The organism is Isoptericola jiangsuensis (assembly GCF_002563715.1).
Lineage (GTDB): Bacteria > Actinomycetota > Actinomycetes > Actinomycetales > Cellulomonadaceae > Isoptericola > Isoptericola jiangsuensis.
Genome location: NZ_PDJJ01000001.1, coordinates 669,441 through 695,677 on the forward strand (window position 1 = coordinate 669,441; position 26,237 = coordinate 695,677).

General features: G+C 73.6%; 19 protein-coding genes. 8 read left to right on the plus strand and 11 right to left on the minus strand.

Annotation, left to right across the window (positions count from 1 at the left end; all coding sequences use genetic code 11):
* Window positions 1-49 precede the first annotated feature (49 nt).
* From ATJ88_RS03085 to ATJ88_RS03100, 4 genes are all read left to right on the plus strand, one after another.
* Window positions 50-1,714, plus strand: coding sequence for an ABC transporter substrate-binding protein (locus ATJ88_RS03085; RefSeq protein ID WP_098462563.1), 1,665 nt, complete (start codon window positions 50-52; stop codon window positions 1,712-1,714).
* A gap of 73 nt (window positions 1,715-1,787) precedes the next feature.
* A complete protein-coding gene (locus ATJ88_RS03090) occupies window positions 1,788-3,314 on the plus strand; it encodes a GH39 family glycosyl hydrolase (RefSeq protein WP_098462564.1) in 1,527 nt (508 codons plus the stop codon).
* The gene (locus ATJ88_RS03095; protein ID WP_098462565.1) at window positions 3,314-3,994 is read left to right on the plus strand and encodes a glycosyltransferase; all 681 of its coding nucleotides are present in this window, start codon (window positions 3,314-3,316) and stop codon (window positions 3,992-3,994) included. The genes ATJ88_RS03090 and ATJ88_RS03095 overlap by 1 nt, the downstream gene beginning before the upstream one ends.
* 73 nt (window positions 3,995-4,067) lie before the next feature.
* Window positions 4,068-6,104: a beta-galactosidase gene (locus tag ATJ88_RS03100; protein ID WP_098462566.1), complete on the plus strand. Its 2,037-nt coding sequence runs from the start codon at window positions 4,068-4,070 to the stop codon at window positions 6,102-6,104.
* Window positions 6,105-6,244: 140 nt separating this feature from the next.
* Here the strand turns inward: ATJ88_RS03100 and ATJ88_RS03105 are convergent, their stop codons facing one another.
* Window positions 6,245-7,192 carry an NAD-dependent epimerase/dehydratase family protein gene (locus ATJ88_RS03105; RefSeq protein ID WP_098462567.1) on the minus strand — a complete coding sequence of 316 codons (948 nt, stop codon included), beginning with the start codon at window positions 7,190-7,192 and terminating at the stop codon, window positions 6,245-6,247.
* 124 nt (window positions 7,193-7,316) lie between these two features.
* On the opposite strand from ATJ88_RS03105, the gene ATJ88_RS03110 reads away from it, so the two are divergent.
* The gene (locus ATJ88_RS03110) at window positions 7,317-8,306 is read left to right on the plus strand and encodes an RNA polymerase sigma-70 factor (RefSeq protein WP_098462568.1); all 990 of its coding nucleotides are present in this window, start codon (window positions 7,317-7,319) and stop codon (window positions 8,304-8,306) included.
* Between the two features lie 47 nt (window positions 8,307-8,353).
* Here ATJ88_RS03110 and ATJ88_RS03115 read toward each other — a convergent pair whose 3' ends face one another.
* Window positions 8,354-10,072, minus strand: a complete 1,719-nt coding sequence (locus ATJ88_RS03115) for a cellulase family glycosylhydrolase (RefSeq protein ID WP_098462569.1) — start codon at window positions 10,070-10,072, stop codon at window positions 8,354-8,356.
* A gap of 160 nt (window positions 10,073-10,232) precedes the next feature.
* Between ATJ88_RS03115 and ATJ88_RS03120 the strand changes: the two genes are divergently transcribed.
* Window positions 10,233-10,913 carry a glycosyltransferase gene (locus tag ATJ88_RS03120; protein WP_098462570.1) on the plus strand — a complete coding sequence of 227 codons (681 nt, stop codon included), beginning with the start codon at window positions 10,233-10,235 and terminating at the stop codon, window positions 10,911-10,913.
* 31 nt (window positions 10,914-10,944) lie between these two features.
* Here ATJ88_RS03120 and ATJ88_RS03125 read toward each other — a convergent pair whose 3' ends face one another.
* From ATJ88_RS03125 to ATJ88_RS03155, 7 genes are all read right to left on the minus strand, one after another.
* On the minus strand, window positions 10,945-12,597 hold the full coding sequence (locus tag ATJ88_RS03125; RefSeq protein ID WP_098462571.1) for a thiamine pyrophosphate-binding protein: 1,653 nt from the start codon (window positions 12,595-12,597) through the stop codon (window positions 10,945-10,947).
* A gap of 72 nt (window positions 12,598-12,669) precedes the next feature.
* Window positions 12,670-13,464, minus strand: coding sequence for an aldolase/citrate lyase family protein (locus tag ATJ88_RS03130; RefSeq protein WP_281255224.1), 795 nt, complete (start codon window positions 13,462-13,464; stop codon window positions 12,670-12,672).
* Window positions 13,449-14,234 carry a 2-keto-4-pentenoate hydratase gene (locus ATJ88_RS03135; RefSeq protein WP_098462572.1) on the minus strand — a complete coding sequence of 262 codons (786 nt, stop codon included), beginning with the start codon at window positions 14,232-14,234 and terminating at the stop codon, window positions 13,449-13,451. Before ATJ88_RS03135 ends, ATJ88_RS03130 begins: the two co-directional genes overlap by 16 nt.
* A 34-nt stretch (window positions 14,235-14,268) precedes the next feature.
* Window positions 14,269-15,429 carry a 3,4-dihydroxyphenylacetate 2,3-dioxygenase gene (gene hpaD, locus ATJ88_RS03140; RefSeq protein WP_098462573.1) on the minus strand — a complete coding sequence of 387 codons (1,161 nt, stop codon included), beginning with the start codon at window positions 15,427-15,429 and terminating at the stop codon, window positions 14,269-14,271.
* Between the two features lie 39 nt (window positions 15,430-15,468).
* Window positions 15,469-17,004 (minus strand): 5-carboxymethyl-2-hydroxymuconate semialdehyde dehydrogenase, encoded by a 1,536-nt coding sequence (gene hpaE / locus ATJ88_RS03145; RefSeq protein ID WP_098462574.1) that lies wholly within the window; start codon window positions 17,002-17,004, stop codon window positions 15,469-15,471.
* Complete coding sequence (locus ATJ88_RS03150) at window positions 17,001-17,705, minus strand: GntR family transcriptional regulator (RefSeq protein ID WP_098462575.1); 705 nt, start codon at window positions 17,703-17,705, stop codon at window positions 17,001-17,003. Before ATJ88_RS03150 ends, hpaE begins: the two co-directional genes overlap by 4 nt.
* Complete coding sequence (locus ATJ88_RS03155; RefSeq protein ID WP_098462576.1) at window positions 17,702-19,213, minus strand: fumarylacetoacetate hydrolase family protein; 1,512 nt, start codon at window positions 19,211-19,213, stop codon at window positions 17,702-17,704. The genes ATJ88_RS03150 and ATJ88_RS03155 overlap by 4 nt, the downstream gene beginning before the upstream one ends.
* Window positions 19,214-19,321: 108 nt before the next feature.
* Between ATJ88_RS03155 and ATJ88_RS03160 the strand changes: the two genes are divergently transcribed.
* Together ATJ88_RS03160 and ATJ88_RS03165 are read left to right on the plus strand one after the other, a co-directional pair.
* Window positions 19,322-21,238 (plus strand): FAD-dependent monooxygenase, encoded by a 1,917-nt coding sequence (locus ATJ88_RS03160; RefSeq protein ID WP_098462577.1) that lies wholly within the window; start codon window positions 19,322-19,324, stop codon window positions 21,236-21,238.
* 115 nt (window positions 21,239-21,353) lie between these two features.
* Window positions 21,354-22,826, plus strand: coding sequence for an NAD-dependent succinate-semialdehyde dehydrogenase (locus ATJ88_RS03165; protein WP_098462578.1), 1,473 nt, complete (start codon window positions 21,354-21,356; stop codon window positions 22,824-22,826).
* A gap of 54 nt (window positions 22,827-22,880) precedes the next feature.
* On the opposite strand, the gene ATJ88_RS03170 is transcribed toward ATJ88_RS03165, so the two are convergent.
* Both ATJ88_RS03170 and ATJ88_RS03175 read right to left on the minus strand, forming a co-directional pair.
* Window positions 22,881-25,019 carry an alpha-glucuronidase gene (locus ATJ88_RS03170; protein WP_098462579.1) on the minus strand — a complete coding sequence of 713 codons (2,139 nt, stop codon included), beginning with the start codon at window positions 25,017-25,019 and terminating at the stop codon, window positions 22,881-22,883.
* A gap of 53 nt (window positions 25,020-25,072) precedes the next feature.
* Complete coding sequence (locus tag ATJ88_RS03175; protein WP_098462580.1) at window positions 25,073-26,197, minus strand: mannonate dehydratase; 1,125 nt, start codon at window positions 26,195-26,197, stop codon at window positions 25,073-25,075.
* Window positions 26,198-26,237 lie beyond the last annotated feature (40 nt).

Genomic DNA, 26,237 nt, shown 5'->3' on the forward strand with positions numbered 1-26,237 from the left:
TTCCTGTCCCACCTGTCAGAGCGACGACGCTCGCCACACGAGGAGAATCATGAAGAGCACGAGAATGCGGACCGCGGTCGCGGCCGTGTCGATCAGCACCCTGGCCCTCGGCCTGGCCGCGTGCAGCAGCAGCGACGAGGGCGGGTCCGGCGACGGCGAGGCGACCGGCGACGGCGTCTCGATCGGCGCGGAGCAGTCGGTCGGCGCGATGGAGGACTTCGCCGCGGGCGAGACCTTCCAGGCGACCGAGCCGGTCGAGTTCTCCCTGCTGTACCGCGACCACCCGAACTACCCGGTGCAGGACGACTGGTCGGTCTTCCAGCAGCTCGAGGCGAACCAGAACGTCACGTTCACCCGCACGGACGTGCCGCTGGCGGACTGGGACCAGAAGAAGGCGCTGCTCATCGGGTCGGGCGAGACGTCCGACATCATGTCGGTGACGTACCCGGGCCAGGAGGTGCAGTTCGTCTCCGGCGGTGCGCTGCTGCCCGTGTCGGACTACCTGGAGTACATGCCGAACTTCTCGCAGAAGCTCGCCGACTGGGACCTGTCCGAGGACGTGGACAACCTCCGCCAGGAGGACGGCAAGTTCTACATCCTGCCGGGTGTCCGCGAGGTCACCGACGTGCAGTACTCGGTCGTCGTGAACGACGACATGTGGACCAAGGCCGGCATCACCGAGGACCCGGCGACGTGGGAGGAGTTCGCGGCGGACCTGCAGACGGTCAAGGACGCGAACCCGGACGTCGACTACGCGTTCTCGGACCGCTGGACCGACTCGCAGCCGCTGGGCGCGATGCTGCAGTACATGGCGCCGAACTTCGGCGCGTCGGGCGGCTGGGGCTACTCGAACACCTGGTACGACGCCGCGTCGGGCGAGTTCACGTTCAACGGCACGTCCGAGGGCTACCGCGAGCTCCTCGACACGGTCGCCGGCATGATCGAGTCCGGCGCGATGGACCCGGAGATCACGCAGAACGACGACCAGGCGAAGCAGAAGTTCATCTCGGGCAAGTCGGCGGCGATCTCGGGCAACACGCAGGAGATCACGGCCTACCGCACCGCCCTGGAGGACGCCGGCAAGGACGTCAAGATCCGCATGCTCACCCTGCCGGCCGGCCCTGCGGGCAGCAACCTGATGCCGAGCCGCCTGTCGTCGGGTCTGATGATCGCGGCCGACGCCGCGGAGAAGCCGTACTTCAAGGCGCTCCTGCAGTACGTCGACTGGCAGTACTACTCGGACGAGGGCATCGAGTTCGCCCAGTGGGGCGTCGAGGGCGAGACGTACGACACGGTCGACGGCGTGCGCACCCTCAAGGACGACATCGGCTGGAACGCCATCAACCCGGGCGCCCCGAAGATGCTCAACACCGACTTCGGGTACAGCAACGGCGTGTTCCTCCTCGCGAACGGTTCGTCGCAGGAGCTCCTGGAGTCCGTGATGTCGGACGAGACGAAGGAGTGGACGCGTGCCGTCCTCGACGCCAAGACGGTGCTGCCGGTGACCCCGGCCGCCCGCCTGGACGAGATGGAGCTCGAGCAGGTGTCCCTGCTCGACACCCAGCTCAAGGACGCCGTGATGGCCGCGACCGCGGCGTTCGTCACGGGCCAGCGCTCGCTGGACGAGTGGGACTCCTACGTGGCGGAGATCGACGGCCTGGGCTCGACCCAGCTCGTCGACACCTACAACACGGCGCTCGCTCGCCAGCAGTGACCTGACGGCGCCGTCGCCGGGCCTCGTCCCGGCGGCGGCGCCGCCGTCCCTCCCCCGTCCCGAGGAGCCTCGCGTGTCCACGATCGTCGTCCCGTCCGTCCCGACCGGTGTCCTGGGGGACGCCTGGCGCCGCTGCGTGGGCACCGGCCGGCTGAACCTCGCCCTGCGGGCGGACTACCAGGAGTCCCTGGCGCTGGTGCAGTCCGAGATCGGGTTCGAGTACGTCCGGGGGCACGGCCTGCTGTCGGACGACCTCGGCATCCACCGCCCCTACGACGCGGGCGGACACCGGGGCACCCGCTACTCGTTCACGTACGCCGACCAGGTGCTCGACTCGTGGCTGGAACGGGGGATCCGCCCGTTCCTCGAGCTCGGCTTCATGCCGTCCGGTCTGGCGTCGGGCGACCAGACGGTGTTCTGGTGGAAGGGCAACGTGACCCCGCCGCGCGACCACGGCGAGTGGGCCGCGCTGGTGCAGGCCGTGGTGCGGCACGCGATCGACCGGTACGGCCTGGACGAGGTCCGTCGCTGGCCGATCGAGGTCTGGAACGAGCCGAACCTCGTGAACTTCTGGCAGGACGCCTCCCAGGAGGCGTACTTCCGCCTGTACGAGGTGACGGCGGCCGCGGTGAAGGAGGTCGACGCGGAGCTCCAGGTGGGCGGCCCCGCGATCTCCCCGGGGGCCGACGAGTGGTGGGCGCCGTTCGCGGACTTCGTCACCGACCGCGACGTGCCGGTCGACTTCCTGTCGTTCCACGCGTACACCACCGGCCCCGCGCAGCACGTGCCGTTCGGCACCTACCAGACGCTGCGCGACCCGCAGTCGCTGCTCGACCAGTTCGCGATGCCCGCGAAGCTGCTCGCCGGGTCGCGGCTGGAGGGCCTGCCGACGCACGTCACGGAGTTCTCCACGAGCTACCGCCCGGACAACCCGGTGCACGACACCCCGTACCAGGCGGCGTCCCTCGCCCCGGTGCTGGCCGGCGGCGGCGACCTCGTGGACTCGTTCTCCTACTGGACGTTCTGCGACGTCTTCGAGGAGGAGGGTGTGCCCGCGGCGGCGCTGCACGGCGGGTTCGGCCTGCTGGGCCACCGCCAGCTCCGCAAGCCCGCCTACCACCTGTACACCTTCATGGCGCGGATGGGGCAGGACGTGCTGCACCGCGGCGCCGACCACCTCGTCACCCGCGACGACGCCGGCCGCGTCACCGTGCTCGCCTGGCAGCCCGTGGGCGGCACCGACGCCCCCGAGGAGCCGGAGCGGCACGAGCTGCGCCTGTCTGTCCCGCTGGCGGGCGCCGACCGCGCGTCCGTGCACCGCTCCCGCGTCGCGCCCGACCAGGGCGACGTCCTCGGCGCCTGGCGTCACCTCGGCCGCCCGGCCTCCCCGACCGCCCGCCAGCTCGACCTGCTGCACGAGGCGTCCGAGCCGGTCCGCTCCCTGAGCTCGCTCGACGTCGTGGACGGTCGCGTCACGCTCGACCTCACGCTCGCGCGCCACGAGGTCACGCTCGTCGAGATCGACCCCGTGCGCGACGAGACGCCGGCGTGGCTGGACGACGCGCGCATCGTCGGCCCCCGCGCGGCGCAGGGCGTCTGATGGCGGCGCAGCAGGCCCGCGACCCGGGCGACGGCATCCTCAGCCGGATCGCGGCCCGGGTGTACTGGTACGGGACCGTCGGCGTGCTCGTCGCGCTCGGCTGCGTGCCGTCGCTCCTGCTGCTGCTCGCGCTCGACCGCTCGCCCGGGAACGTGCTCGTCCTGCCGCTGTGCCTCGCCCCGGCCGTGCCGTTCCTGTCCGCCGGGCTGTTCACGCTCCGGGCGCGGGCCCGGGTCGACGAGCCAGCCCCGGCGCGCACGTTCGCCCGCGGCCTGCGGCTCAACACCCGCGACGTGCTGCTCCTGGTGGTGCCCGCCCTGGTGCTGCTCGGCGTCGTCGCGACCTCCGTCGTGCACCGCGAGGCCGCCGGCATCGGTGTCGCGTACGTCGTCGTGCTGCTCGTCGTGGCGCTCGCCGTCGTCCTGTGGACGCTCCAGGCGCTCACCCTCGCCTCGGTGTTCCGGTTCCGGGTGCGTGACGTCGCCCGGCTCGCCCTCCACTACCTGACCCGCCGGCCCGGCGCGACCGTCGGCCTGCTCGCGCTCGTCGTCGTCGCCGGCGGCGTGGTCGCCGTCGCGGGGGAGGTGGGGCTGGTCGTCCTCGCCGTCGCCTGGCTCTGGTTCCTGCTGCGCGTGGACGCGCCCGTGCTCGCCGACGTCGAGGACCGGTACGTCGCCTGACCCCCCGCGGAGGGCACGCGACGCTGCCCGCCCGACCCGCTCGACCTGATCGACCCCGACCCTGGAGGACCCCGTGCCCGAGACCCGCACGCCGCAGATCCGTTACGGCGGCGACTACAACCCCGAGCAGTGGCCGCGCGCGGTGTGGGAGGAGGACTACGCCGCGTTCGACCAGGCGTCCATCGACACCGTCACGCTCAACGTGTTCTCCTGGGCGACCCTCCAGCCCGACGCCGACACCTACGACTTCACGCAGCTCGACGAGATCGTCGAGCGGGCCGTCGCGGGCGGACGCGACGTCGTGCTCGCCACCTCCACCGGTGCGCTCCCGCCGTGGCTCGCGCACGCCCACCCCGAGGTGTGCCGCACCGACTTCCAGGGCCGCCGCCACGTGTACGGCCAGCGCCACAACGCGTGCCCGAGCTCGCCCGTCTACCGGCGGCTCTCCGCCGAGCTCGCCGGCCGCATCGCCGAGCGGTACGCCGGCACCCCCGGCCTGGTGGCGTGGCACGTCGGCAACGAGTACGGCGGGTTCGACGGCGGCTGCTGGTGCGACCTGTGCGGCGCCGGGTTCCAGGACTGGCTGCGCGAGCGGTACGGCACCCTCGACCGGCTCAACGAGGCGTGGAACGCGACGTTCTGGTCGCACACGTTCACCGCCTGGGAGCAGATCGTCCCGCCCAACATGCTGTCCGAGCACTGGCGCGGCCCCGACCACACCGCCTTCCAGGGCATCACCCTCGACTACCGCCGGTTCATGTCCGAGGCGATGCTCGCCAACTACCGCGACGAGAAGGCGCGCATCCGCGAGCACGACGCGCACACGCCCGTCACCACCAACTTCATGGGCATGTTCCGCCCCCTCGACTACCACCGGTGGGCCGCCGACCTCGACCTCGCCTCCTGGGACAACTACCCGCCCGGGCAGCGCGAGCACGCCCGCACGGCGCTCGCCCACGACCTCATGCGCGGCCTCAAGGACGGCGCCCCGTTCTGGGTCATGGAGCAGACGCCCACCATCACCGCGTCCCGCGACGTCAACCCTGTCAAGCGTCCCGGCGTCCTGCGGCTGTGGTCGTGGCAGGCCGTCGCGCACGGCGCCGACGCCGTCCTCTACTTCCAGATGCGTCAGTCGAAGGGCGCGTGCGAGAAGTACCACGGCGCCGTCCTCGACCACGCCGGCCGCACCGACACGCGTGCCTTCCGCGAGGTCGCCGCGCTCGGCGGCGAGCTGCGGGGCCTCGGGGACACCGTCCTCGGGGCCCGCACCCCCGCCCGCGTCGCGATGCTCTTCGACTGGGACTCCTGGTGGGCCGCCGAGATGACCGACGGCTTCAACCGGCACGCCCGCTACGTCGACACCGTCCTCGGCTACCACAAGGCCTTGTGGAACGCCGGCGCCCAGCTCGACGTCGTCCCCGTCACCGCCGACCTCACCGGCTACGACGTCGTCGTCGCGCCCATGCTGTACATGCTCAAGGGCGATGTCGCGGCACGCCTGGAGGAGGTCGCCGCCCGCGGCGGCACCGTCCTGTCGTCCTTCTGGGCGGGCCGCTCCGACGAGGACGCCAACGCCTTCCTCGCCGACGCCCCCGGACCGCTGGGCGACCTGTTCGGCCTGCGCGTCGAGGAGACCGACTCCGCCGAGCCCGGGGACGTGAACCCCGTCCACCTCACCGGCCCCGACGGCGACGTCACCGCGGGCGGCACCCTCGTGTTCGAGGTCGTCGTGCCGCAGGGCGCCGAGGTCGTCGGCACGTACGGCGCCGAGTTCTACGCGGGCACCCCCGCCGTCACCCGCCACCCGTACGGCGACGGCGAGGCCTGGTACGTCGCCACGGCCCTCGACGCCGTGGGTCTGGAGCACGTCGTGCGCCGCGTCCTGGCCCGGCACGACCTGGTGGGCCCCTACGCGGACGCCGCCGACGTCGAGCTCGCGGTCCGCGCGAAGGACGGGCAGCGGTTCGCGTTCGTCCTCAACCACGCCCTCGAGGCCCGGGAGGTCGCCGCGCACGCGTCCGGCACCGACCTGCTCACGGGGCGTCGGATCGAGGCGGGCCAGACCCTGCGGCTCGAGCCGACCGACGTCGTCGTGCTGCAGGAGGACTGAGCAGGGCGGTCGGGGTGGGGCGCGCGGTCGCGTTCACGGTCGCTGCGCGACCTCCACTTCGGGTCTGACGACCCCGCGCCCCACCTCGACCACCCGGCCTCGCGGCACGACACCCTCGACCACCCGGCGTCGTCGCGCGTTCAGCCGATGGCGGTGGCGAAGCCGTCGCGCCAGCTCGGGTAGCGCGGCTCCCAGCCGGTCTCCCGCTTGAGCCTCGCGTTCGACGACCCGCGCACCGTCGTCATGAGGGCGACGCCGAACTCGCCGATCAGCGGGCGGGCGAGCCAGGCCGGGACCCGCAGCGGCCGGCGCCCGCCGACCTGCTCGGCCAGGTACGGCAGCCACGCGGCGACGGGGGCGGGGTCGTCGTCGACGACGAAGTAGATGCCGGGCGCGGCGCGTTCGATCGCGGCGACGGTCGCGGCGGCGGCGTCGTCGACGTGGATCCACGACCACACGCCGGTCCCGCCGCCGACCACGGGGAACCGGCCGCGGCGCACCATCTGTCCCATGAGGCCGTCGCGGGACAGCGCGTTGCCGGGCCCGTAGAAGGTGCCGTAGCGCAGCACGACCCCCTCGATGCCGGGGGCGGTGGTGACGGCGTGCTCGACGTGCTCGATCGCGGCGAGGGTCTGCCGGGCCTCCTTGCCGGGATCGTCCGTGAGCGGGTCGGCCTCCGTCTTGACCGGGCCGCCGGTGCGCTGGTTGGCGAAGTGCCCGCCGAAGCTCTGCGCGACGACCCGGCGCGCCCCGGCCTCACGGGCGGCGGCCAGCAGGTGGTCGGTGCCCTGCGTGCGCAGCCGGTTGGTCGCCGCGAAGTCCTGGTCCCAGCGGCGCATGTCGCCCGACAGCGCGCTCAGGGCCGTGAGCTGGTGGACGACGACGTCCGGCCGGGCCTCGACGACGGCCCGGCGCACCGCGTCGGCGTCGAGGGGGTCCAGGACGACGCCGGTGGCGCCCGTCGCGTCGACGGCTGCGCGGCCGTCCGCCGAGCGGCTCGTGCCGTGCACGTCGTGGCCGGCCGCGACCAGCAGCCGCACGAGGCGGCTGCCCAGGGCTCCGGTGGCACCGGCGACGAAGATCCTCATGGTCGTGCTCCCTCCGGGTGGGTGTGCTGACCCCTCCGACGAGGCAGGGCCACCGTCCGTGACAACCTCGCCGCGACGACCGCGACTCGACCCCGGCGGCGGCACGCTCGGGCATGCTGGGAGCATGACCGTCCCGCTCGCCGAGGCGCACGACACGCTGCGGCCGCTGATGTTCTCCGTCGCCTACCGCATGCTCGGCAGCGTCGCGGAGGCCGAGGACGTCGTGCAGGAGGCGTTCCTGCGCCTGCACCGCAGCGCGCCCGACGACGTCGTCAACCTCGAGGCGTACGCCACGACGGTCACCACCCGCCTCGCGCTCGACACGCTGCGCTCGGCCCGTGTGCGCCGTGAGACGTACGTCGGGCCGTGGCTGCCCGAGCCGGTCGTGGACTCCCTGGACGCTGACCCCGCCCACCGCGTCGAGCTGGACGACACCGTCTCGACCGCGTTCCTGCTGCTCCTGGAGACGCTGACGCCGGTGGAGCGTGCCGTGTTCGTGCTGCGCGAGGCGATGGGCTACGAGTACCGCGAGATCGCCGAGGTCGTCGACAAGAGCGAGGCGAACTGCCGGCAGATCCTCGCCCGCGCGCGCCGACGCGTCGACGACGGCAGCCCGCGCTTCGAGGCCACCCCCGCGGACCGCGACCGGCTCGCCACCCGGTTCCTCGCCGCGATCGAGGGCGGCGACCTCGCGGGCCTCGAACGGCTGCTCGCCGACGACGTGGTGCTCGTCGGGGACGGCGGCGGCCGCGCCCCGGCGATCCGCCGGCCGATGACGGGCGGGGTCGCCGTGGCGCGGTTCCTGCTCGGGCTCATGCGGCGCGGCGCCGCCCTGGGCGTGCTCGTGGACCTGGTGCCGGCCAACGGACGTCCCGCCCTGCGGACACGTGCCGCCGACGGCGCGCTGCTCGGCGTGATGACGATCGAGACCGACGGGGAGCACGTCGTCGCGCTGCACAACCTCATCAACCCCGACAAGCTCGGCCACCTCGGGCGCGTGGGGGACCTCGACGCGCTGCTGGGCGCCTCGGGTGGCGCCGCGGCACCGCAGGACGCCGCGGCCCCGGGGGACCCCGGGGCCGCCGACGGTCCGGGGGCGTCCCCGGCCGGGTGACGCGACCCCGGACGGGGGCGGGCCCGCCCCCGTCCGGGCGCTCCGGCTCAGCCGACGGTGCCGGTGACCGTCGCGCCGTCCTTCGTGACCGTGTACGCCACCGTGTCGCCGCTCCAGAGGTGGAACGTGAGGTGGACGGGCTCGCCGTCGCGGACCTCCGCGAAGAACGCCGGGCGCAGCACGATGCGGCCCGCGTCCTCGTCCGGCACGAACGCGGCGTCGAACTCCTTGAACGTCGTCCAGGGGTGCGGGCCGGCGCCCGACCCGTCGGCGTAGGCGGCCTCCATCGTGGCGAGCCGGTCGCCGCGGAACTGCGTGGGCACCGCGAAGTCGTCGGTGGTGCCGGTGGCGTCCGCGAGCAGCGGGGTGTCGGCGACGACCACCTCGACGTCCCACGGCACGCCGCGGGAGAACCGGGCCGTGAGCTCCGCCTGCAGGCCGTACGCGTCCCCGGTGAGGCGGTCCAGCAGGCGCTGGGTCAGGGTGAGGCGGTCGCCGTCGACCCGGTAGTCGACGCCCCGGCGCAGGGGACGCCGCTCGTCCCACAGGCCCAGGAACCGGGTGCCGTGCGGCTCCAGGGTGAGGGTCTGCGCCTCGACCGCGCCGGGCCGGACGAACACCTGGTCCGTCGACGCGGTGCCCGACCGGGTGCGCCACGACGACGCGATCTGCGCGAACAGCTCCGGGTCCCGCCACGTCAGGTCGGCGCGGTCGAGGTGCTGGCCGTTGTCCCACAGCATCGTGGTCACGCCCGCCGCGCGCGCCTCGGCGCCGAACAGCTCGAAGAACTTCAGCTTCTCGCCCTGCTCGATCGTGCCCGTGTGCCGGTCGAACCCGAGCAGCCCGTACTCGCCCAGGACGACCGGCACCCCGGCGTCGACGAACGTCTCCCGCACCCGCTCGAACGTCCCGGTCAGGTCGGCCCGCGCGACGTCGTCGAACCGGTAGCCGCCCGCCACGTTCACGCTGAACGGCCAGTAGCCGTAGTAGTGGACGGTGGCGGCGAGCTGCGGGTCGTCGAGGCCGTCGATGGTCGCCGCGAGCGCGTCGAGGCGCTCCTGGCCCGCGTTGGTGTGCAGCGTCGGCAGCACCAGGAGCCGGTCGTCGTTGTTCCCGCCGGAGGCGCGGACGACGTCGTGGAACGCCACGTTGAGGTCGTGCAGCAGGGCGTCACCCGTGGCGTCGTCCACGCCGGCGAACTGCGGCTCGTTGAGGGACTCGAACGACAGGCCGGCGGGGTGGTCGGCGAACCGGTCGGCGACCTGCTCCCAGGTGGCCACGAACTGCGCGGTGACGCCCGCGGGGTCGCTCGGCAGCGCATGGGTCCACATCCAGGAGTCGTGGTGCACGTTGAGCAGGACGGCGAGGTCCTCGTCCAGCGCCCAGTCGACGACCTGCTCCACACGGTCGAGGAACACGGGGTCGATCGTGTACCCGGGCGCCGGGCCCTCGTGCTGGCCCCACGTCACGGGGATGCGGGTCGAGCGGAAGCCCTCGTCGGCGACGGCGGCGATCTGCTCGCGGGTGACCACGGGATTGCCCCAGGCGGTCTCGTCGTCGCCGACGGCGTCGAACGAGTTGCCGAGGTTCCAGCCGGGCTGCATGGCCGCGACCTGCTGTGCGGCGGTGGTGCCGGGCCCGCGGTCGCCGGGCCCGTGCCCGTGACCCTGCCCCTGACCGGGGCCGGCGGCCGCCGTGCCGGCGGTGAGTGCGAGGAGCGTCGCCGTCGCCACGGCGACGGCCGGTGTTCTGCGGGGGTGCCTCATGCGGTGTGCCCTTCGTCGCGCACGTCCGGCGCCGGGGTGGCGCCGCTGGAGGTGTCGAGGCCTCGTCGTCGAAGCGCTTCGACGGTCGCCATGCTCCCGAGCCGGGCGACCCCTGTCAAGAGGACCGGGCGGGCCGCCGCCCGACCGGTAGCGTGACCACGTGAGCACCCCCGCGACCCGCCCTGCACCCGGCACCGCCCCCGCCGCCGTCCGGCTGCTCGTCGTCGGCGTCCTCCAGGCGCTCGCCGTCTCCCCGACCGTCGTCGCCCTCGGGCTGCTCGGGCTGTCCACCGGGCCGCGCGGCGCCACCGCCGCGCTCGCCGTGCTCAGCACCGTGCTCGTCGGCCCGGCGCTCGCGGCCGCCCTGTTCGCGCTCGGCGACCGGCCCGCCGAGCTCGGGCTCACCCCGGCCGCCGCGTTCGCCCGCGGCTACCGGCTCAACCTGCTCGACACCGCCAAGCTGTGGGTGCCCGCGCTGCTCGTGCTGGCCGTCCTCGCGTTCATGGTGGTCGACGTCGCCGGCGAGGCGCCGCCGTGGGTGCTCGGCACCGGCATCGGCATCGCCGGGCTCGTCCTGCTGTGGCTCGTCCAGGTCACCGTCATCACGGCGTTCTTCACGTTCCGCACCGCCGACGTGGTGCGCCTCGGCGTCTACTTCCTCGGCCGGCTGCCGCGCGTCACCCTGCTCGTCGTCGCGCTGCTCGTCCTGGCGGCGCTCGTCGTCTGGCTCACCGTGCCCGCCGTCCTGGCGCTGCTGGGCGTGCTGTGGACGGCGCTCCTGCTCCGCGTCGAGCGGCCGCTGCTCGCCGAGGTGCGGCAGCGGTTCGTCGACGCCGCCTGAGCGCCGGTCCGGAAGCCCCGCTCGGCGGCCCTCAGCTGTTCACCCTGATGATCTCCTCCTGGTACGGCGCGACGACCTGGCCGGAGATGCGGCAGTCGAGCACCAGGAACCGGCGGGACTCCTCCGGCTCCTGCGCCCACGAGACCAGCCGGTCGAGGTCGCCCGTCTCCCGCACCACCACGCCCTCGGCCCCGACGCCCTCGGCCAGCGCCGCGAAGTCGACCTCGGGGATGAGCATCGGGCCGCGGGCGAGACCCTTGAGCCCGTACAGGTTGACCTCCGCACCGTAGGCGGCGTCGTTCCACACGACCGCGACGCCGCGGCCGGCCGCGACCCGCACCGCCGACTCCAGGTCGGCCAGCGCCATCAGCCCGCCCCCGTCGCCCGTGGTCAGGACCACCGTCGCACCCGGCTTCGCCAGGGCGGCGCCGACGACGGACGGCCAGCCCTGACCGATCGACTGGAACGCCGTGCCGACCATCATCATCCGGTCCGGCGCGGCGACCGGCCAGTACATGTTCGCCCAGCCGATGAAGTGGCCCCCGTCCGAGACCACGACCCGGTCCGCGGGCAGGGTCCGGCCGAGCACGGAGGCGACCGACCGGGGGTCGAGACGGCCGTCCGGCGCCGTGCCGTCCCCGTCGGCGTAGGCGCGCAGCGGCGCGACGTCGACGGACTCGCGCCACCCGCTCGACCCGGCGTCGGTCCGGGCGAGCTCGTCCAGCACGGCACGGGCCACCAGGTCGGCGTCGCCCCGGACGTAGCCGCCGACGTGCGGGTGCGTCGCGGTCGGGGCGACGTCGACCTGGAACACCCGGGTGCCCGGGGCGAACAGCTCGCCGAACCGCATCGTGAACTGGTTGAGCGAGGCGCCGAACACGACGGCCACGTCCGCCCGGCGCACGAGCCCCATGGCGCCCTCGGCGCCGAAGCCCCCGGTCACGCCCAGGTCGAACTCCTGCCGGGCGAACAGCCCGCGGGCGAGCGTCGTCGTCGCCGTCACCGCGCCCGTGCGGTCGGCGAGCTCCGCGAGCGAGCCCGCGGCACCGGACAGCCACGCCCCGCGGCCCGCGAGGAGGAACGGCCGCTCGGCACCCGCCAGGGCCGCGGCGATCTCGCGGACGGCGCCCGCGCCGAAGTCGCCGCGCGGCGCGAGCCGTGCGGGCAGCCGCGGCGCGGGGACCTCGGGGAGCGGTCCGGCGTCGACCGTGGCGACGTCGTAGGGGACGGCCAGCACCGTGGGCACCCGGTACGTCAGGGCGTGCTCGACGGCGATGACGACGGTGGCGGCGGCGTCCGTGCGCCCCACCGTGTACGTGCGGGCACCGACCGCCGAGGCGAGGGCGATCTGGTCGACGTCCCAGGGGCGGGGCCCCGAGGTCGGGCCGTCGCCGACGACGAGGACGAGCGGCACGCCCGCCTGGACCGACTCGGCCAGCGACGTGACCGTGTTGGTGAAGCCCGCGCCGTAGGTGGCGGTCGCGGCGGCCAGCCCGCCCGACGCCCGGTGGTAGGCGTCGGCCGCCACGACGCCGCCGGCCTCGTGACGGACGGCGGTGTAGGTCACCGACGTCGAGCGGTCGAGCGAGTCGAGCACGTAGGCGTTGCCGTTCCCCATCACCCCGAACACGTGGTCGACGTGCTGGGCGAGGGCGTGGGCGACGTGCGCCGAGACAGTGGGCATGACAGGTGGCCTTTCAGCCCTCGTCGTCGAGGGCGGGGAAGGGGCGGCGTCGTCGACGCCCCGGTGGTCGGGTCAGGAGGGTGACGACCCCGGCGGGTCGTCGGCGCCGAACCGCGTGGCGAGCGCCTCGGTGCCACGGGCGAGGACCGTCACGTCCGCGCCGACGAGGACGAACGACGCGCCGGCCGCCAGGTAGGCGTCAGCGACGTCCGGGTCGAACGCGTTCACCCCCACCGGCCGGCCCGCCGCGAGGACGGCGTCGAACGTGCTGCGGACGGCGGCGACGACCTCGGGCCGGGACTGCTCGCCGAGGTACCCCATCGAGGCCGCAAGGTCGCTGGGTCCCACGAAGACGCCGTCGACGCCGTCGACCGCCGCGATCTCGCCGGCGGCCGCCACGGCCTCGGCGGTCTCGACCTGCACGTAGAGGGAGACGTGCTCGTCCCCGTCGCCGAGGTAGGACGCGACCCGGTTCCAGCGCGCCGAGCGGCCCAGCGCCGAGCCGACGCCGCGGCGCCCCCGCGGGGGGTACCGCACGGCGGCGACCGCGGCGGCGGCCTCGGCGGCGCTGTTCACCATCGGCACGAGGACGTTCTGCGCGCCGAGCTCGAGGACCTGCTTGATGATCACGGGGTCGTTCGAGGGCACCCGGACCATCGCGTCGACGGGGTAGGCCGCGACCACCTGCAGCTGGGTCAGGACGGACTCCAGGCCCTGGGGGGCGTGCTCCATGTCGACCAGCAGCCAGTCGAGGCCGGAGCCCGCGCAGATCTCGGCGGCGACCGGCGACCCGGAGCACAGCCACATCCCCGCGAGGGGTCGTCCGGCGGCGGCGAGGCGCTCGCGGAACGTCACACGAAGCGGCACCGGACGTCTCCCATCGTTCCGTAGTCGGCTCGTACCTCGTCGCCGCGGGCGACCCACACCGGTCGGGTGAACGAGCCCGCGAGGACGGTCTCGCCGGCCTCGATCCGTTCCCCGTGCCGGTGCAGCCTGCCCGCGAGCCAGGCGACCCCACGGGCGGGGTGGCCGAGCACGCCCGCCGCGACCCCGGTCTCCTCGACCTCGCCGTTGCGGCTCAGCACCCCGGGCACCCAGGCCAGGTCGACCTCGTCCGGCCGGCGGCGCGTCGTCCCGAGGACGATCGCGCCGTAGGCGGCGTTGTCGCTGATCGTGTCCACGATCGTGCGGCCCTCCATCTCGACGTGGGAGTCGAGCACCTCGAGCGCCGGCACCACGTGGTCCGTCGCGTCCAGGACGTCCTCGACGGTGCGCCCGGGGCCCTCCAGGGGCGTCCGCAGGACGAAGGCGAGCTCGACCTCGACCCGGACGTTCGAGAACCGGTCGATCTCGATCGCGGCGCCCGAGCCGTAGACGGTGTCGTCGAACATGACGCCGTAGTCCGGTTCGTCGATGCCGGTCGCCTCCTGCATCGCGCGCGACGTCAGGCCGATCTTGCGGCCGATCTGACGTCGTCCGGCCGCGACCATGCGGTCGCGCCAGACACCCTGGATCGCGTACGAGTCCTCGACGGTCGCCCCGGGGTACCGGGCCGTGATGCGCGGGACGACCGTCCGCGTGCGGCGTGCCTCGGCGAGCTCCTGGGCGAGGGCGGTGATCACGTCCTGTCCGAGCATCCTTGCTCCTCTCGATCTCGTCGCGCCGACCGGCTCAGAGCTGGTGCCCGAGCTTGTACTCGCCCTGCTCGTCCTCGGGCAGGGCGCCGGGTCCGTCGTCCGGGCGGGTGTAGGAGAAGCCGTCCGCGCCGATGGTCACGGCCATCTCGGAGTCGTCGGACCGGGTGACGAGCGGCTGCGGGTTCCCGTCGAGGTCGAGCACGAGCGACGCGTCGGTGTACCAGCTCGGCACCACGGGGTTGCCCCACCAGTCGCGCCGCTGGTTGTCGTGGACGTCCCACGTGACGACGGGGTTGTCGGGGTCGCCGGTGTAGTAGTCCTGCGTGTAGATCTCGACGCGGTGCCCGTCCGGGTCGCGCAGGTAGAGGTAGAACGCGTTGGAGACGCCGTGGCGACCCGGACCGCGCTCGATGCAGTCGGAGCGGCGCAGGGCCCCGAGCTTGTCGCAGATGGCGAGGATGTTGTGCTTCTCGTGGGTCGAGAAGGCGACGTGGTGCATCCGCGGGCCGTCCCCGCCCGTCATCGCGGTGTCGTGGACGGTGGGCTTGCGGCGCATCCAGGCGGCGTAGACCGTGCCGGCCTCGTCCTGGATGTCCTCGGTGACGCGGAACCCGAGCGACTGCATGAAGCTCACCGCGCGCGGGACGTCCGGGGTGACCTGGTTGAAGTGGTCCAGGCGCACCAGGACGCCGGGGGAGTGCAGGTCGTAGCGCCACGCGAGCCGCTCGACGTGCTCGACGTCGTGGAAGAACTCGTAGGGGAACCCGAGCGGGTCGGTGACCCGCACGGAGTCGCCGATCCCCGCCACCCAACCCTCGGCGCGGCGTTCGACGCGACACCCCAGCTCGGAGTAGAAGGCGACCGCCCGGTCGAGGTCCTCCGGGGCGCGGACGCGGAAGCTGAACGCCGCGACGGCCGCGACCGGCCCCTGGCGCAGCACCAGGTTGTGGTGGATGAACTCCTCCATCGAGCGGAGGTAGACCGTGGTCTCGTCCTCCGCGGTGACGACGAGGCCGAGGACGTCCACGTAGAACCGTCGCGAGGCGGCGAGGTCGGTGACGACCAGCTCCATGGAGGCGCAGCGCAGGATGTCCGGCGGGGCGGCCTGCGGGGTGGGCACCGGGTCGTCGCTGCGGATCGGGGCCTCCGGGGAGACGAAGAACCCGGAGGAGGTGAGCCTCTTGTCGCTGGTCATGTGGCGTCCTTGCCTGCGTGATGGGTGACAGGGGGGCGGTCAGCGGCCGGGGGCGTCCGCCTTGCCGAAGGTGGGGTTGTGCACCTCGCCGAGCGTGATGTGCACGGCCTGCTGGTCCGTGTAGAAGTCGATCGAGCGGTAGCCGCCCTCGTGCCCGAGTCCCGAGGCCTTGACGCCCCCGAACGGGGTGCGCAGGTCGCGCACGTTGTTCGAGTTCAGCCAGACCATCCCGGCCTCGACGGCCTGCGCGACGTTGTGCGCCCGCCGGAGGTCGTTCGTCCACACGTAGGCCGCGAGTCCGTACCGGGTGCCGTTGGCCAGGGCCAGGGCCTCCTCGTCGGTGTCGAACGGCGTGAGGGCGACGACCGGCCCGAAGATCTCCTCGGTGAAGATCCGGGCGTCGGGCCGGACGTCCGCGAAGACGGTCGGGGCCACGAAGTTGCCGGTCCCGAGTCCCTCGGGGCGTCCGCCGCCGGCGACGAGCCGACCCTCGGACCGACCGATCTCCACGTAGCCCATGACCTTGTCGAAGTGCTCGGGGTGCACGAGCGCACCGACCTCGGTGGCGGGGTCGTGCGGGTACCCGACCCGGACGCGCCGCGCCTGCGCGGCGAACCGCTCGACGAACTCGTCGTAGACGGGCCGCTGGACGAGGATGCGCGAACCCGCGGTGCAGCGCTCGCCGTTGAGGGAGAACACGCCGAAGATCGTCGCGTCGATCGCGGCGTCGAGGTCGGCGTCCGCGAAGACGATCGCGGGCGACTTGCCGCCGAGCTCCATCGACAGGCCCTTGAGGTGCGGGGCGGCGTTGGCGAAGATGACCTGCCCGGTGCGGCTCTCCCCGGTGAAGGAGACGAGCGGCACGTCGGGGTGCCTGACCAGTGCGTCCCCGGCCTCCTCGCCCAGACCGTTCACGAGGTTGAAGACGCCGCGGGGCAGCCCGGCCTCCTCGAAGATGCCCGCCCACAGCGACGCGGACAGCGGCGTGAACTCGGCGGGCTTGAGCACCACGGTGTTGCCCGTGGCGAGCGCGGGGGCGAGCTTCCACGACTCGAGCATGAACGGGGTGTTCCACGGCGTGATGAGGCCGGCGACGCCGATGGGCTTGCGGTTGACGTAGTTGATCTGGCGGCCCGGGACCTTGTAGGTGTCGTCGGACTGCGCCACGACGAGGTCCGCGAAGAACCGGAAGTTCTCCGCGGCGCGGCGGGCCTGTCCCAGGGCCTGGGTGATCGGCAGGCCGGAGTCGAAGCTCTCCAGCTCCGCGAGGCGTGCGTCCCGGGACTCGACGAGGTCGGCGATCCGGTGCAGCACCCGCGACCGCTCCCGCGGGAGCAGGCGGGGCCACGGGCCGTCGGTGAACGCGCGGCGGGCCGCGGCGACGGCGAGGTCGACGTCGGCCGTCCTGCCGGCCGCCGCCTGGACGTAGGTCTCGTTGGAGACCGGGTCCAGGACGTCGAAGGTCGCGCCGTCGACCGAGTCGACGAAAGCGCCGTCGACGTAGTGCCGGAGGCGTCCGGGCAGGTCGGCGGGTCGGTGCCCGGCGGTCGGCACGGCGGAGGTCGTGTCGGTCATCGTCGAGCACCTCTCTCGTGCGTGGGGGTCCGGTGCTCCGCCTGGTAGGCGAGGACCGCGTCGAGCGTCGCGGTGCGGTGGCGGCGCGCCGCCAGCTCGACGGTCGCCGGGTCGGTCCGGCCGGCCTGCAGCTCGCCGACGAGGTGGAGGATCTGCTCGTGCTCGGCGACGGACTCCCGTGCCCGGCCGGGCACGAAGGAGAACGACGAGTCGCGCAGCACCTTCATGCGGTTCCACCCGCGGTGCACGAGGTCCAGCACGTGCGGGTTGGGGCACGGCTCGAACAGCGCGGAGTGGAAGTCGAGGTTGAGCCGGGTGAACCGGTGCGGGTCGAAGTCGTCGAGGCACCGGCGCATCTGCTCGTTGATCCCGCGCGCGACGTCGAGCTGGGCCGCGCCGAGCAGCGGGGCGGAGAGCGCGGTGGCGAAGCCCTCGACGAGGGCCAGCGTCTCCATCGTGTGCTGGTACTCCGCCTCCTGGATCAGGGCGACCTGCGCGCCGACGTTGCGCTCGAACGTGACCAGCCCCTCGGCCTCGAGCCGCCGGACCGCCTCGCGCACCGGCACGACGGACATGTCGAGGTCCCCGGCGATCTGGCCGAACACGAGCCGGTAGCCGGGGACGAACGTCCCGTCGTCGATGCGGGCCCGCAGGTGGTCGTAGGCGCGCTGCGACTTGCTGACCGTCGTGCGCGTGCTCATCGGTCGCTCCCGTCGGCGGTGTCGCGGTCGTAGCGGGCACGCCAGTCGGCACCCATCGGGAAGAGCCCGTCCAGGGCGGCACCCTCGGCGACCCTGGCCGCGATCCACGCGTCCTCGGCCTCCTGCGCGAGGGCGTCGTCGACGACGTCCTCGACGATGTCGCGGGGCACCACGACCACACCGTCGGCGTCCCCGACGACGACGTCGCCCGGCAGGACGGTGGCGCCGCCGCAGGAGACCGCGACGTCGACGTCCCAGGGGACGTGACGGCGGCCGAGGACGGCGGGGTGGGCGCCGGCGGAGAAGACAGGGAGCCCCACGGCGGCGACGGCGGCGTGGTCGCGGACGCCGCCGTCCGTGACCACGCCGGCCGCGCCGCGCGCGTGGGCGCGCAGCGCGAGGACGTCGCCGAGCGTGCCCGACCCGGTCTCCCCCCGCGCCTCGATGACGACGACCTCGCCGTCGCCGACGCGGTCGAAGGCCTGCTTCTGGGCGTTGTACCCGCCGCCGTGGCGGGCGAAGAGGTCCTCCCGGAGCGGGACGAACCGCAGGGTGCGGGCGGTGCCCACGAGCTTGAGGTCGGGGTGCATGGCGCGCACCCCGTCGACGGTGACGTTGTTCAGGCCGCGGCGACGCAGCTGCTGCGAGAGCGCCGCGACGGGCGCCGCCCCGAGCTTCGCCCGGAGCGCGTCCGGGATGCGGCCCGTACCGGTGTCCTCGGGCAGCCCGGCGCGGGCACGCGATCCCCACGCCTCGGTGCGCTGGGTGTCGTCGACGGCCGGCACCGAGCCCAGGCGGGGGTCGAAGTCGCCCGGCCCGGCCACGACGCGCGTGGTCAGGCGGCCGGTGGTCGGCGCGCCGGGGGCCCCGGGAGCGTCGACCTCGACCTCCACGACGTCGCCGGGGACGGCGACGGACGCGCCGGCCGGTGTGCCGGTGAGCACCACGTCGCCCACCTCGAGGGTGAGGTGCTGAGCGAGGTCGGCGACGATGCGGGCGAGGGGGAAGATCATCCCCGCCGATGTGTCGTCCTGGACCAGGTCCCCGTTCAGCCAGGTCCGGACGCGCAGGGCCCCGGGGTCGACGGTGCGGGCGTCGACGAGAGCGGGGCCGACGGGGGTGAAGCCGTCCCGGCCCTTGGACCGGACGTTCGAGCCGCGGTCCGCGGCGCGCAGGTCGTAGACGCCGAGGTCGTCGGCGGCCGTCACCCAGCCGACGTGCGACCACGCCTCGTCCAGGGCGACCCGGTGGGCCCGCTTGCCGATGACGAGCGCGATCTCGCCCTCGAACCCCAGGAGCTCCGTGCCGTCGGGCCGCTCGACGGTGTCGCCCGACGCCGCCAGCGAGCTGGACGGCTTGAGGAAGTAGGACGGGTGGGCCGGGGTGCGGCCGCGCTCGGCGGCGCGGGACGCGTAGCTCAGGTGGACGGCGACGACCTTGCCGGGGCGGCAGGGCAGCGCGGCGAACCGCCGGTCCCCGCGGGTCGTCGGGCGTGGGTCGGTGGTCATGAGCCCCCTCGCTCTTGCAACATATCTCGGATCGTATATTCTCGATCGGGAGGCGACAACCGGTCCCCGACCACCGCTGAGACGACGACGTCCCCGGAGGAAGACCCCATGCAGTTCCACCATCACGGGTACGTCTCCGGGGACCCGCGCGTGCAGGAGGCCGCCGGCACCGGTGTCGACCGGCCGCACGAGCTGCCCGAGGCGATGGACGTCCTCGTCGTCGGCTCGGGGCCGGCGGGCATGCTGCTGGCGGCCCAGATGTCCCAGTTCCCGCAGATCAGCACGCGCGTCATCGAGCGTCGCGAGGGCCGCCTCGAGCGCGGGCAGGCCGACGGCATCCAGCCGCGCAGCGTGGAGACCTTCCAGGCGTTCGGCTTCGCGGAGCAGATCGTCGCGGAGGCCTTCAACATCGCGTACATGAACTTCTGGGGGCCCGACCCGGCGGACCCGGCGAAGATCGTCCGCACCGCCCGCACGCAGGACTACGCGCTGCAGATCAGCGAGTTCCCCCACCTCATCGTCAACCAGGCCCGCGTCCTCGACTACTTCGCCGACGCGGCGGTGCGGGCGCCGGGCCGCCTCGTCCCCGACTACGGCGTCGAGTTCCTGGGCCTCACGGTCCACGAGTCCGGCGAGCACCCCGTCGAGGTCCGGGTGCGCCACGTCGCGGGCGCCCGGTCCGGCCAGGAGCGCACGGTCCGCGCGAAGTACGTCGTCGGCTGCGACGGGGCGCGCAGCGGGGTCCGGGAGGCCATCGGCCGACGGCACGTGGGCAGGTTCGCGGCCCACGCCTGGGGCGTGATGGACGTGCTCGTCGACACGGACTTCCCCGACTGGCGCGTCAAGTGCGCGATCAACTCCGCGGCCGGCAACATCCTCCACATCCCGCGCGAGGGCGGCTACCTCAGCCGGATGTACATCGACCTCGGCGAGGTCCCCGAGGGAGACAACCACGAGGTCCGCCACACGCCGCTCGACGAGGTGATCCGTCGGGCGAACCAGATCATGCACCCGTACTCGATCGACGTCCGCGACGTGGCGTGGCACAGCATCTACGAGGTCGGTCACCGCGTGACCGACAAGTTCGACGACGTCCTGCCCGGCTCCGACCGCCCTCCGCGGGTGTTCCTCACCGGGGACGCCTGCCACACGCACAGCGCCAAGGCCGGCCAGGGCATGAACGTCTCCATGCAGGACGGGTTCAACCTGGGCTGGAAGCTCGGTCACGTCCTGTCGGGTCTCAGCCCCGCCTCGCTGCTCGAGACCTACTCGGCCGAGCGGATGCCGGTGGCCCAGCAGCTCATCGACTTCGACCGGGAGTGGTCCGCGCTCATGGCGCGCAAGCCCGAGGAGATCTCGGACCCGCAGGAGCTGGCCCGCTACTACCTCGGCACGGCGGAGTTCCCGTCCGGCTTCATGACCCGGTACGGGGCGTCCATGATCGTGGCGGACCGGTCCGGGACCACGGTCTGCGAGGGGTTCCCGGTCGGCAAGCGGTTCAGGTCGGCACCGGTCTCGCGGGTCTGCGACGGCAACGTCGTGCACCTCGGTCACCACGCCCGGGCGGACGGCCGGTGGCGCGTCTACGTGTTCGCCGACGCGCAGCCGCCGGGCGCCGGCTCGGCCGTCGCCGACTGGGCGGCGTGGGCGGCCTCGCCCGGCTCGCCGCTGAGCCGGTTCACCCCGCCCGACGCCGACGTGGACGCCGTGTTCGACGTCAAGGTGATCTACCAGCAGCGCCACGAGGACGTCGACGTCGCCCTCGTCCCCGACCTCTTCCGGCCGGCCACGGGGCCGCTGGGCCTGACGGACTGGGAGAAGGTCTACGCCGCCGGGCCGAGCGCGTGGAACGACGTCGACGTCTTCGCGGAACGGGGGGTCGACCGTGACGGCGCCGTCGTCCTCGTGCGGCCGGACCAGTACGTGGCCGCGGTGCTCCCCCTCCCGGCGACGGACGAGCTCACGCGGTTCCTCGACGGCGTCATGATCGACCGGTCGACCGGGCACGACCCCCGGACGGCATGAGCCGCGTCGCCGGACGCCGGCGGGAGGGGCGGGAGGCCGACGACGGGCCGGGCGCGGCCCGGTCGGGGCGAACAGGGCGCGGCCGGGCTCGCCGGCCCGCGAGAGAGGAGTGGTGATGACCCGTCAGCGCGAGCTGGACCTGCTGTCCGAGGTCCCGGACGAGCTCTACATCGGCGGGCGGTGGCGTCCGGCGTCGGACGCCGCGACGTTCCCCGTGCACGACCCGGCGACGGGCGACGGCCTCAAGGACGTGGCGAGCGCCACCGTCGAGGACGGGCTCGCCGCCCTCGACGCGGCCGACCGGGCCGGCGCCGACTGGGCGCGCACCCCGGCGCGGCAGCGCGCCGAGATCCTCCGCCGGGCCTTCGACCTCCTGCAGGAACGCGCGGAGGACTTCGCCCTGCTGATGACGCTCGAGATGGGCAAGTCGCTGGCCGAGGCGCGGGGGGAGGTCACCTACGGCGGCGAGTTCCTCCGGTGGTTCAGCGAGGAGGCCGTCCGGGTCCAGGGCCGGTACGGCGCGAACCCCGAGGGCACGGGGCGCATGGTCGTGACCCAGCACCCCGTCGGACCGTGCTACCTCATCACCCCGTGGAACTTCCCCCTCGCGATGGCGACCCGCAAGATCGCGCCGGCCCTGGCGGCCGGGTGCACGGTCGTCGTCAAGCCGGCCGCGCTCACCCCCCTGACGACGCTGCTCCTCGCGCGCGTGCTCGAGGAGGCGGGCGTCCCGGCCGGGGTGGTCAACGTCGTGACGACGCGAGCCTCGGGAGAGGTCTCGGAGGCGATCATCCGGGACCCGCGCCTGCGCAAGCTCTCCTTCACGGGGTCGACGCCCGTGGGGCAGCAGCTCCTCGAGCAGGCCGCGCGCGGCGTCCTGCGCACCTCGATGGAGCTCGGCGGCAACGCGCCGTTCGTGGTCTTCGAGGACGCCGACCTCGACAAGGCCGTCGACGGGGCCCTGACCGCCAAGTTCCGCAACATCGGCCAGGCCTGCACCGCCGCCAACCGGTTCATCGTGCACCGGTCCGTGGCCGACGAGTTCAGCCGCCGCGTCACCGCCCGGGTCGAGCAGCTCCCGGTGGGCCGCGGCACCGAGGAGGGCGTGGTCATCGGCCCCCTGATCGACGACCGTGCGGTGTCCAAGACGCACGCCCTGGTGACCGACGCCCTCGACCGCGGGGCGACGCTGCACATCGGCGGTGCCGCGATCCCCGGACCCGGGACCTTCTACCAGGCCACGGTCCTCGGCGACGTCCGGCCGGGGAGCGCCATCCTCCGGGAGGAGATCTTCGGCCCCGTGCTCGCCGTGACGACCTTCGACGACGAGGACGACGCCGTGCGCCTGGCGAACGACACCGAGTACGGGCTCGTCTCGTACGTCTACACCGAGAACCTCGCCCGGGGGCAGCGCATGATCGAGCGTCTCGCCACCGGCATGATGGGTCTCAACACGGGCGTGGTGTCGAACGCGGCGGCCCCGTTCGGGGGCTGGCACCTGTCCGGCCTCGGTCGCGAGGGCGGCCCGGAGGGCATCCACGAGTACCTCGAGACCAAGTACACGCTGACGCCCGACCCGCACGCCTGACCGGGACCGCGGGGCCACGTCGGACCGTCCCGACGGGCCCCGCGCCCGCAGGGGTCAGTAGATCGTCCGGCCGTGGGCGTCGGGGATCCCGGACTTGCGCAGGAAGTACGTGTTGACCTGGTCGCGCCACTCCACGGCCGACCGGAGCTGCTCCGCCAGCCGCTCGCGCACCCGGTCCGCGACGTCGGTGGGTACCTCGGCGGCGACCTCCTCCCAGCGCGCGACCATCGCCTCGACCTGCTCGACGCCGGCGAAGTGCGTGTCGTAGACGTGCTGGACCACGCTCACGCCGCTGTGCAGCACGTGGGTGTACGGGACGTGGTGGAAGAACAGCAGCAGCTCGTCGGGGCAGGTGTCGGGGGACTCGTAGACGTCGCGCCACGGTGCCGGGTACTGCCCGGTGTACCCCGTGCCGGTCGCGCGGGTGCGGTCCACCCCGATGCCGTCCCGGTCCGCGAAGTGGTACGTGCCCCACGGCGTGTACTCGTAGCCGTCGACGTCCGGCCCGTAGTGGTGGCCCGGGCGGACCATGAACCCGACGCCCAGCGGCGCCGTGTACCGCTCGTACGTGCGCCACGAGCCGTCGAGGATCCCGTGCAGGGCGTCCCGCAGCGCCGGGGACGCGCCCGGGAAGGTCAGCGACACCCACTCGTCGAGCAGGGCCGTGGCGTCCAGCGTCGGGTCCCACGTGAGCCGGCCGAACGCGTACAGGTTGGCCTGCGCGAACGGGTGACCCGTCCAGAACCGGTCGTCGCCCACGTTCGACACCGCGGCGATGCCGCCACCCCCGGCCGCGACCACCGCGGGCGCGGCGTCGGGCCCGTGCCCGGTGACGACGTCGGCGACCGTCGTGGCGCCCTCGGCCGCGGCCCCGTCCCACGGCCGGAACCCGAGCAGCTCGCCCCACCACGGCCCCAGGTAGCAGGCGTGGCGCTGCTGGCCCGTGTACTCCTGCGTCACCTGGAGCTCCAGCGCGAGGCGCGTGCGCGGCATCGCGGCGAGCACCGGGGAGACGGCCTCGCGCGTCTGGAAGTCCAGCGGGCCGTGCTTGACCTGCACCACGACGTTGTCCGCGAACCGGCCGTCCAGCGGCGCGAAGTGGTCGAACGCGGCGCGCGCCCGGTCCGTCGACCGGTCCCGCCAGTCCTGCGTGTGGTTGTAGACGAACGCCCGCCAGTGCACCAGCCCGCCGTGCGGCGCGACCGCCTCCGCGAGCACGTTCGCGCCGTCCGCGTGGTCCCGCCCGTACGCGAACGGTCCCGGCTGACCCTCCGAGTCCGCCTTGACGACGAACCCGCCGAAGTCAGGGATCGCCTCCCACACCCGGTCCGCGGCGTCGCGCCACCAGGCGCGCACGTCCTCGTCCAGGGGGTCCGACGTCGCCAGCCCGCCCAGCGTCATCGGCGCGGCGAAGCTCACCGACAGGTGGATGCGCACACCGTACGGGCGCAGCGCCGCCGCGATGCGGGCGACCTCCGGCAGGTCGTCCGTGAGCAGCCGGGCCTCCCGCGCGTGCACGTTGACGTTGTTGATCGACACCCGGTCGATCCCCACGGCGGCGAGCAGCCGCGCGTACGTCGTGACGCGCGACAGGTCCGCGCGCACCACGCCCGCGTCGTAGAAGATCGACCCGCCCGCGTACCCGCGCTCCACCTGCCCCATGACGGGGTGGACGTCCACGTTGTCCCAGTGGTCGAGCATGCGCAGCGCCGCCGCCGGGGCGCGGTGCGCGACGCCGTCGGCGCCGGTGAACGCCGCCTCGCCCTGGCGGACGACCTCGAACCAGCCGTGCAGCAGGCTGGTCGGGGTCGCGGCCGTGACGGTCACGCGGCCGTCGGCGCGGACCACCGTGAAGCCGTCGTGCGGGCCGGCGGCCGCCCTGTCCGCCTCGCCTGCGGAGTCTCCTCGCACGCTCGTCGCGTCGGCGGGGGTGGTGCCGGCGAGGCCGGTGAGCCGGAGGGTCAGGTCGGGGGAGTCGGTGGCGGCGACGACGGCACCGCCGTGCGCGGCGACCGCCCGCTCGAGCTCCGTGGCGAGGGTGCCCAGCACCGCCCGGTCCAGGACGCCGTGGCGGCCCGCGTCCACCGACGTCAGGTCGAGGGCGAGGCGGCGGCCCCCGGCCGCGGCGAGCGCGGCGTCGGGCAGCCAGGCGGGGTGCGGGGCGGCGTCGGTGGCGTCGAGGTCGAGGGGCACGAGTCGTCCTTGTCGTCGTGGTGGTGCGGGGTGCGGTGGGCGGGCGCGCGCGCTCAGCGCCCGGTGTGGTGGACGGCGTCCCAGACGCCGAGGAGGTACTGGATGCCCAGCGCACGGTCGTACAGGCCGTAGCCGGGGCGCGGCTTGTTCGTGGTGTTCTCGTCCCACAGGTGACGGCCGTGGTCGGGCCTGAGGTAGCCGGTGTACCCGGCCTGGGCGTACGCCTTCATGATGCCGACGGTGTCGACGTCGCCCTCGCACGCCCGGTGCGCGACCTCGGTGAAGTCGCCGTTCGGGAAGTGCTTGATGTTGCGCACGTGCGAGAAGTGGATGCGGTCCATGTACGCCTCGACCGCGGCCACCGCGTCGGCCTGCGGGTTCGCCGAGAAGCTCCCCAGGCACAGCGTCAGGCCGTGGTACGGGCTCGGGTGCAGGTCCAGCACGCGCGCCAGGTCGTCGTGGGAGGACACCACCCGCGGCCAGCCGAACACGTCGAAGGGCGGGTCGTCGGGGTGCACACCCAGCTTGACGCCCGACTCCTCGCACACCGGGATCACCGCGTCCAGGAAGTACCGGTAGCTGGCGTACATGTCCTCGTGCGTGACGCCGGCGTAGGCGGCGTTCAGCTCGGTGAACCCGGCGAGCCGCTCGGGCTCCCAGCCGGGCAGGGTGAGGCCGTGCGAACCGGCGGCCATGTCCGCGATGAGGCTCTCGGGGGTCATGCGGTCCACGACGGCCTTCTCGAAGTACAGGGCCGTCGACCCGTCGGGCAGGGGGCGCCACAGGTCGGTGCGCAGCCAGTCGAACACCGGCATGAAGTTGTAGCAGACCACCTTCACCCCGGCCCGGCCGAGGCGCCGGATCGTGGTGCGGTAGTTCTCGATCGCCTCGTCCCGGCTCATCCCGAGCACCGTGCGGCCGAGCTTGATCGACTCGTGCACGTTGACCGACTCCACGACGTCGGCGTCGAAGGTGCGCGTGACCCCACGGGCCCGGGCCTCGTCCGTCAGCCCGGTGATGTGCGCGACCTGCGCGTCGATCTCGGCCTGCTCCCAGACCTCGCCGGCCTGCTTGTGGTGCAGGCTCCACACGATGGTCTCGACGCCCGGCACCTGCCGGACGTGGTCGAGCGTGACCGTGTCGTTGCCCTCGCCGTACCAGCGGAAGCCCATCTTCATCGCCGTGCTGCCCCTCGGGTAGGTGTGAATCGTTTTCTAT

Bases quoted from the DNA above. Each gene is read 5' to 3' on its own strand.
- ATJ88_RS03085 (WP_098462563.1), top strand. From the start codon at position 50: ATGAAGAGCACGAGAATGCGGACCGCGGTCGCGGCCGTGTCGATCAGC.
- ATJ88_RS03095 (WP_098462565.1), top strand. From the start codon at position 3,314: ATGGCGGCGCAGCAGGCCCGCGACCCGGGCGACGGCATCCTCAGCCGG.
- ATJ88_RS03105 (WP_098462567.1), bottom strand. From the start codon at position 7,192: ATGAGGATCTTCGTCGCCGGTGCCACCGGAGCCCTGGGCAGCCGCCTC.
- ATJ88_RS03110 (WP_098462568.1), top strand. From the start codon at position 7,317: ATGACCGTCCCGCTCGCCGAGGCGCACGACACGCTGCGGCCGCTGATG.
- ATJ88_RS03115 (WP_098462569.1), bottom strand. From the start codon at position 10,072: ATGAGGCACCCCCGCAGAACACCGGCCGTCGCCGTGGCGACGGCGACG.
- ATJ88_RS03125 (WP_098462571.1), bottom strand. From the start codon at position 12,597: ATGCCCACTGTCTCGGCGCACGTCGCCCACGCCCTCGCCCAGCACGTC.
- ATJ88_RS03135 (WP_098462572.1), bottom strand. From the start codon at position 14,234: ATGCTCGGACAGGACGTGATCACCGCCCTCGCCCAGGAGCTCGCCGAG.
- hpaD (WP_098462573.1), bottom strand. From the start codon at position 15,429: ATGACCAGCGACAAGAGGCTCACCTCCTCCGGGTTCTTCGTCTCCCCG.
- hpaE (WP_098462574.1), bottom strand. From the start codon at position 17,004: ATGACCGACACGACCTCCGCCGTGCCGACCGCCGGGCACCGACCCGCC.
- ATJ88_RS03150 (WP_098462575.1), bottom strand. From the start codon at position 17,705: ATGAGCACGCGCACGACGGTCAGCAAGTCGCAGCGCGCCTACGACCAC.
- ATJ88_RS03155 (WP_098462576.1), bottom strand. From the start codon at position 19,213: ATGACCACCGACCCACGCCCGACGACCCGCGGGGACCGGCGGTTCGCC.
- ATJ88_RS03160 (WP_098462577.1), top strand. From the start codon at position 19,322: ATGCAGTTCCACCATCACGGGTACGTCTCCGGGGACCCGCGCGTGCAG.
- ATJ88_RS03165 (WP_098462578.1), top strand. From the start codon at position 21,354: ATGACCCGTCAGCGCGAGCTGGACCTGCTGTCCGAGGTCCCGGACGAG.
- ATJ88_RS03175 (WP_098462580.1), bottom strand. From the start codon at position 26,197: ATGAAGATGGGCTTCCGCTGGTACGGCGAGGGCAACGACACGGTCACG.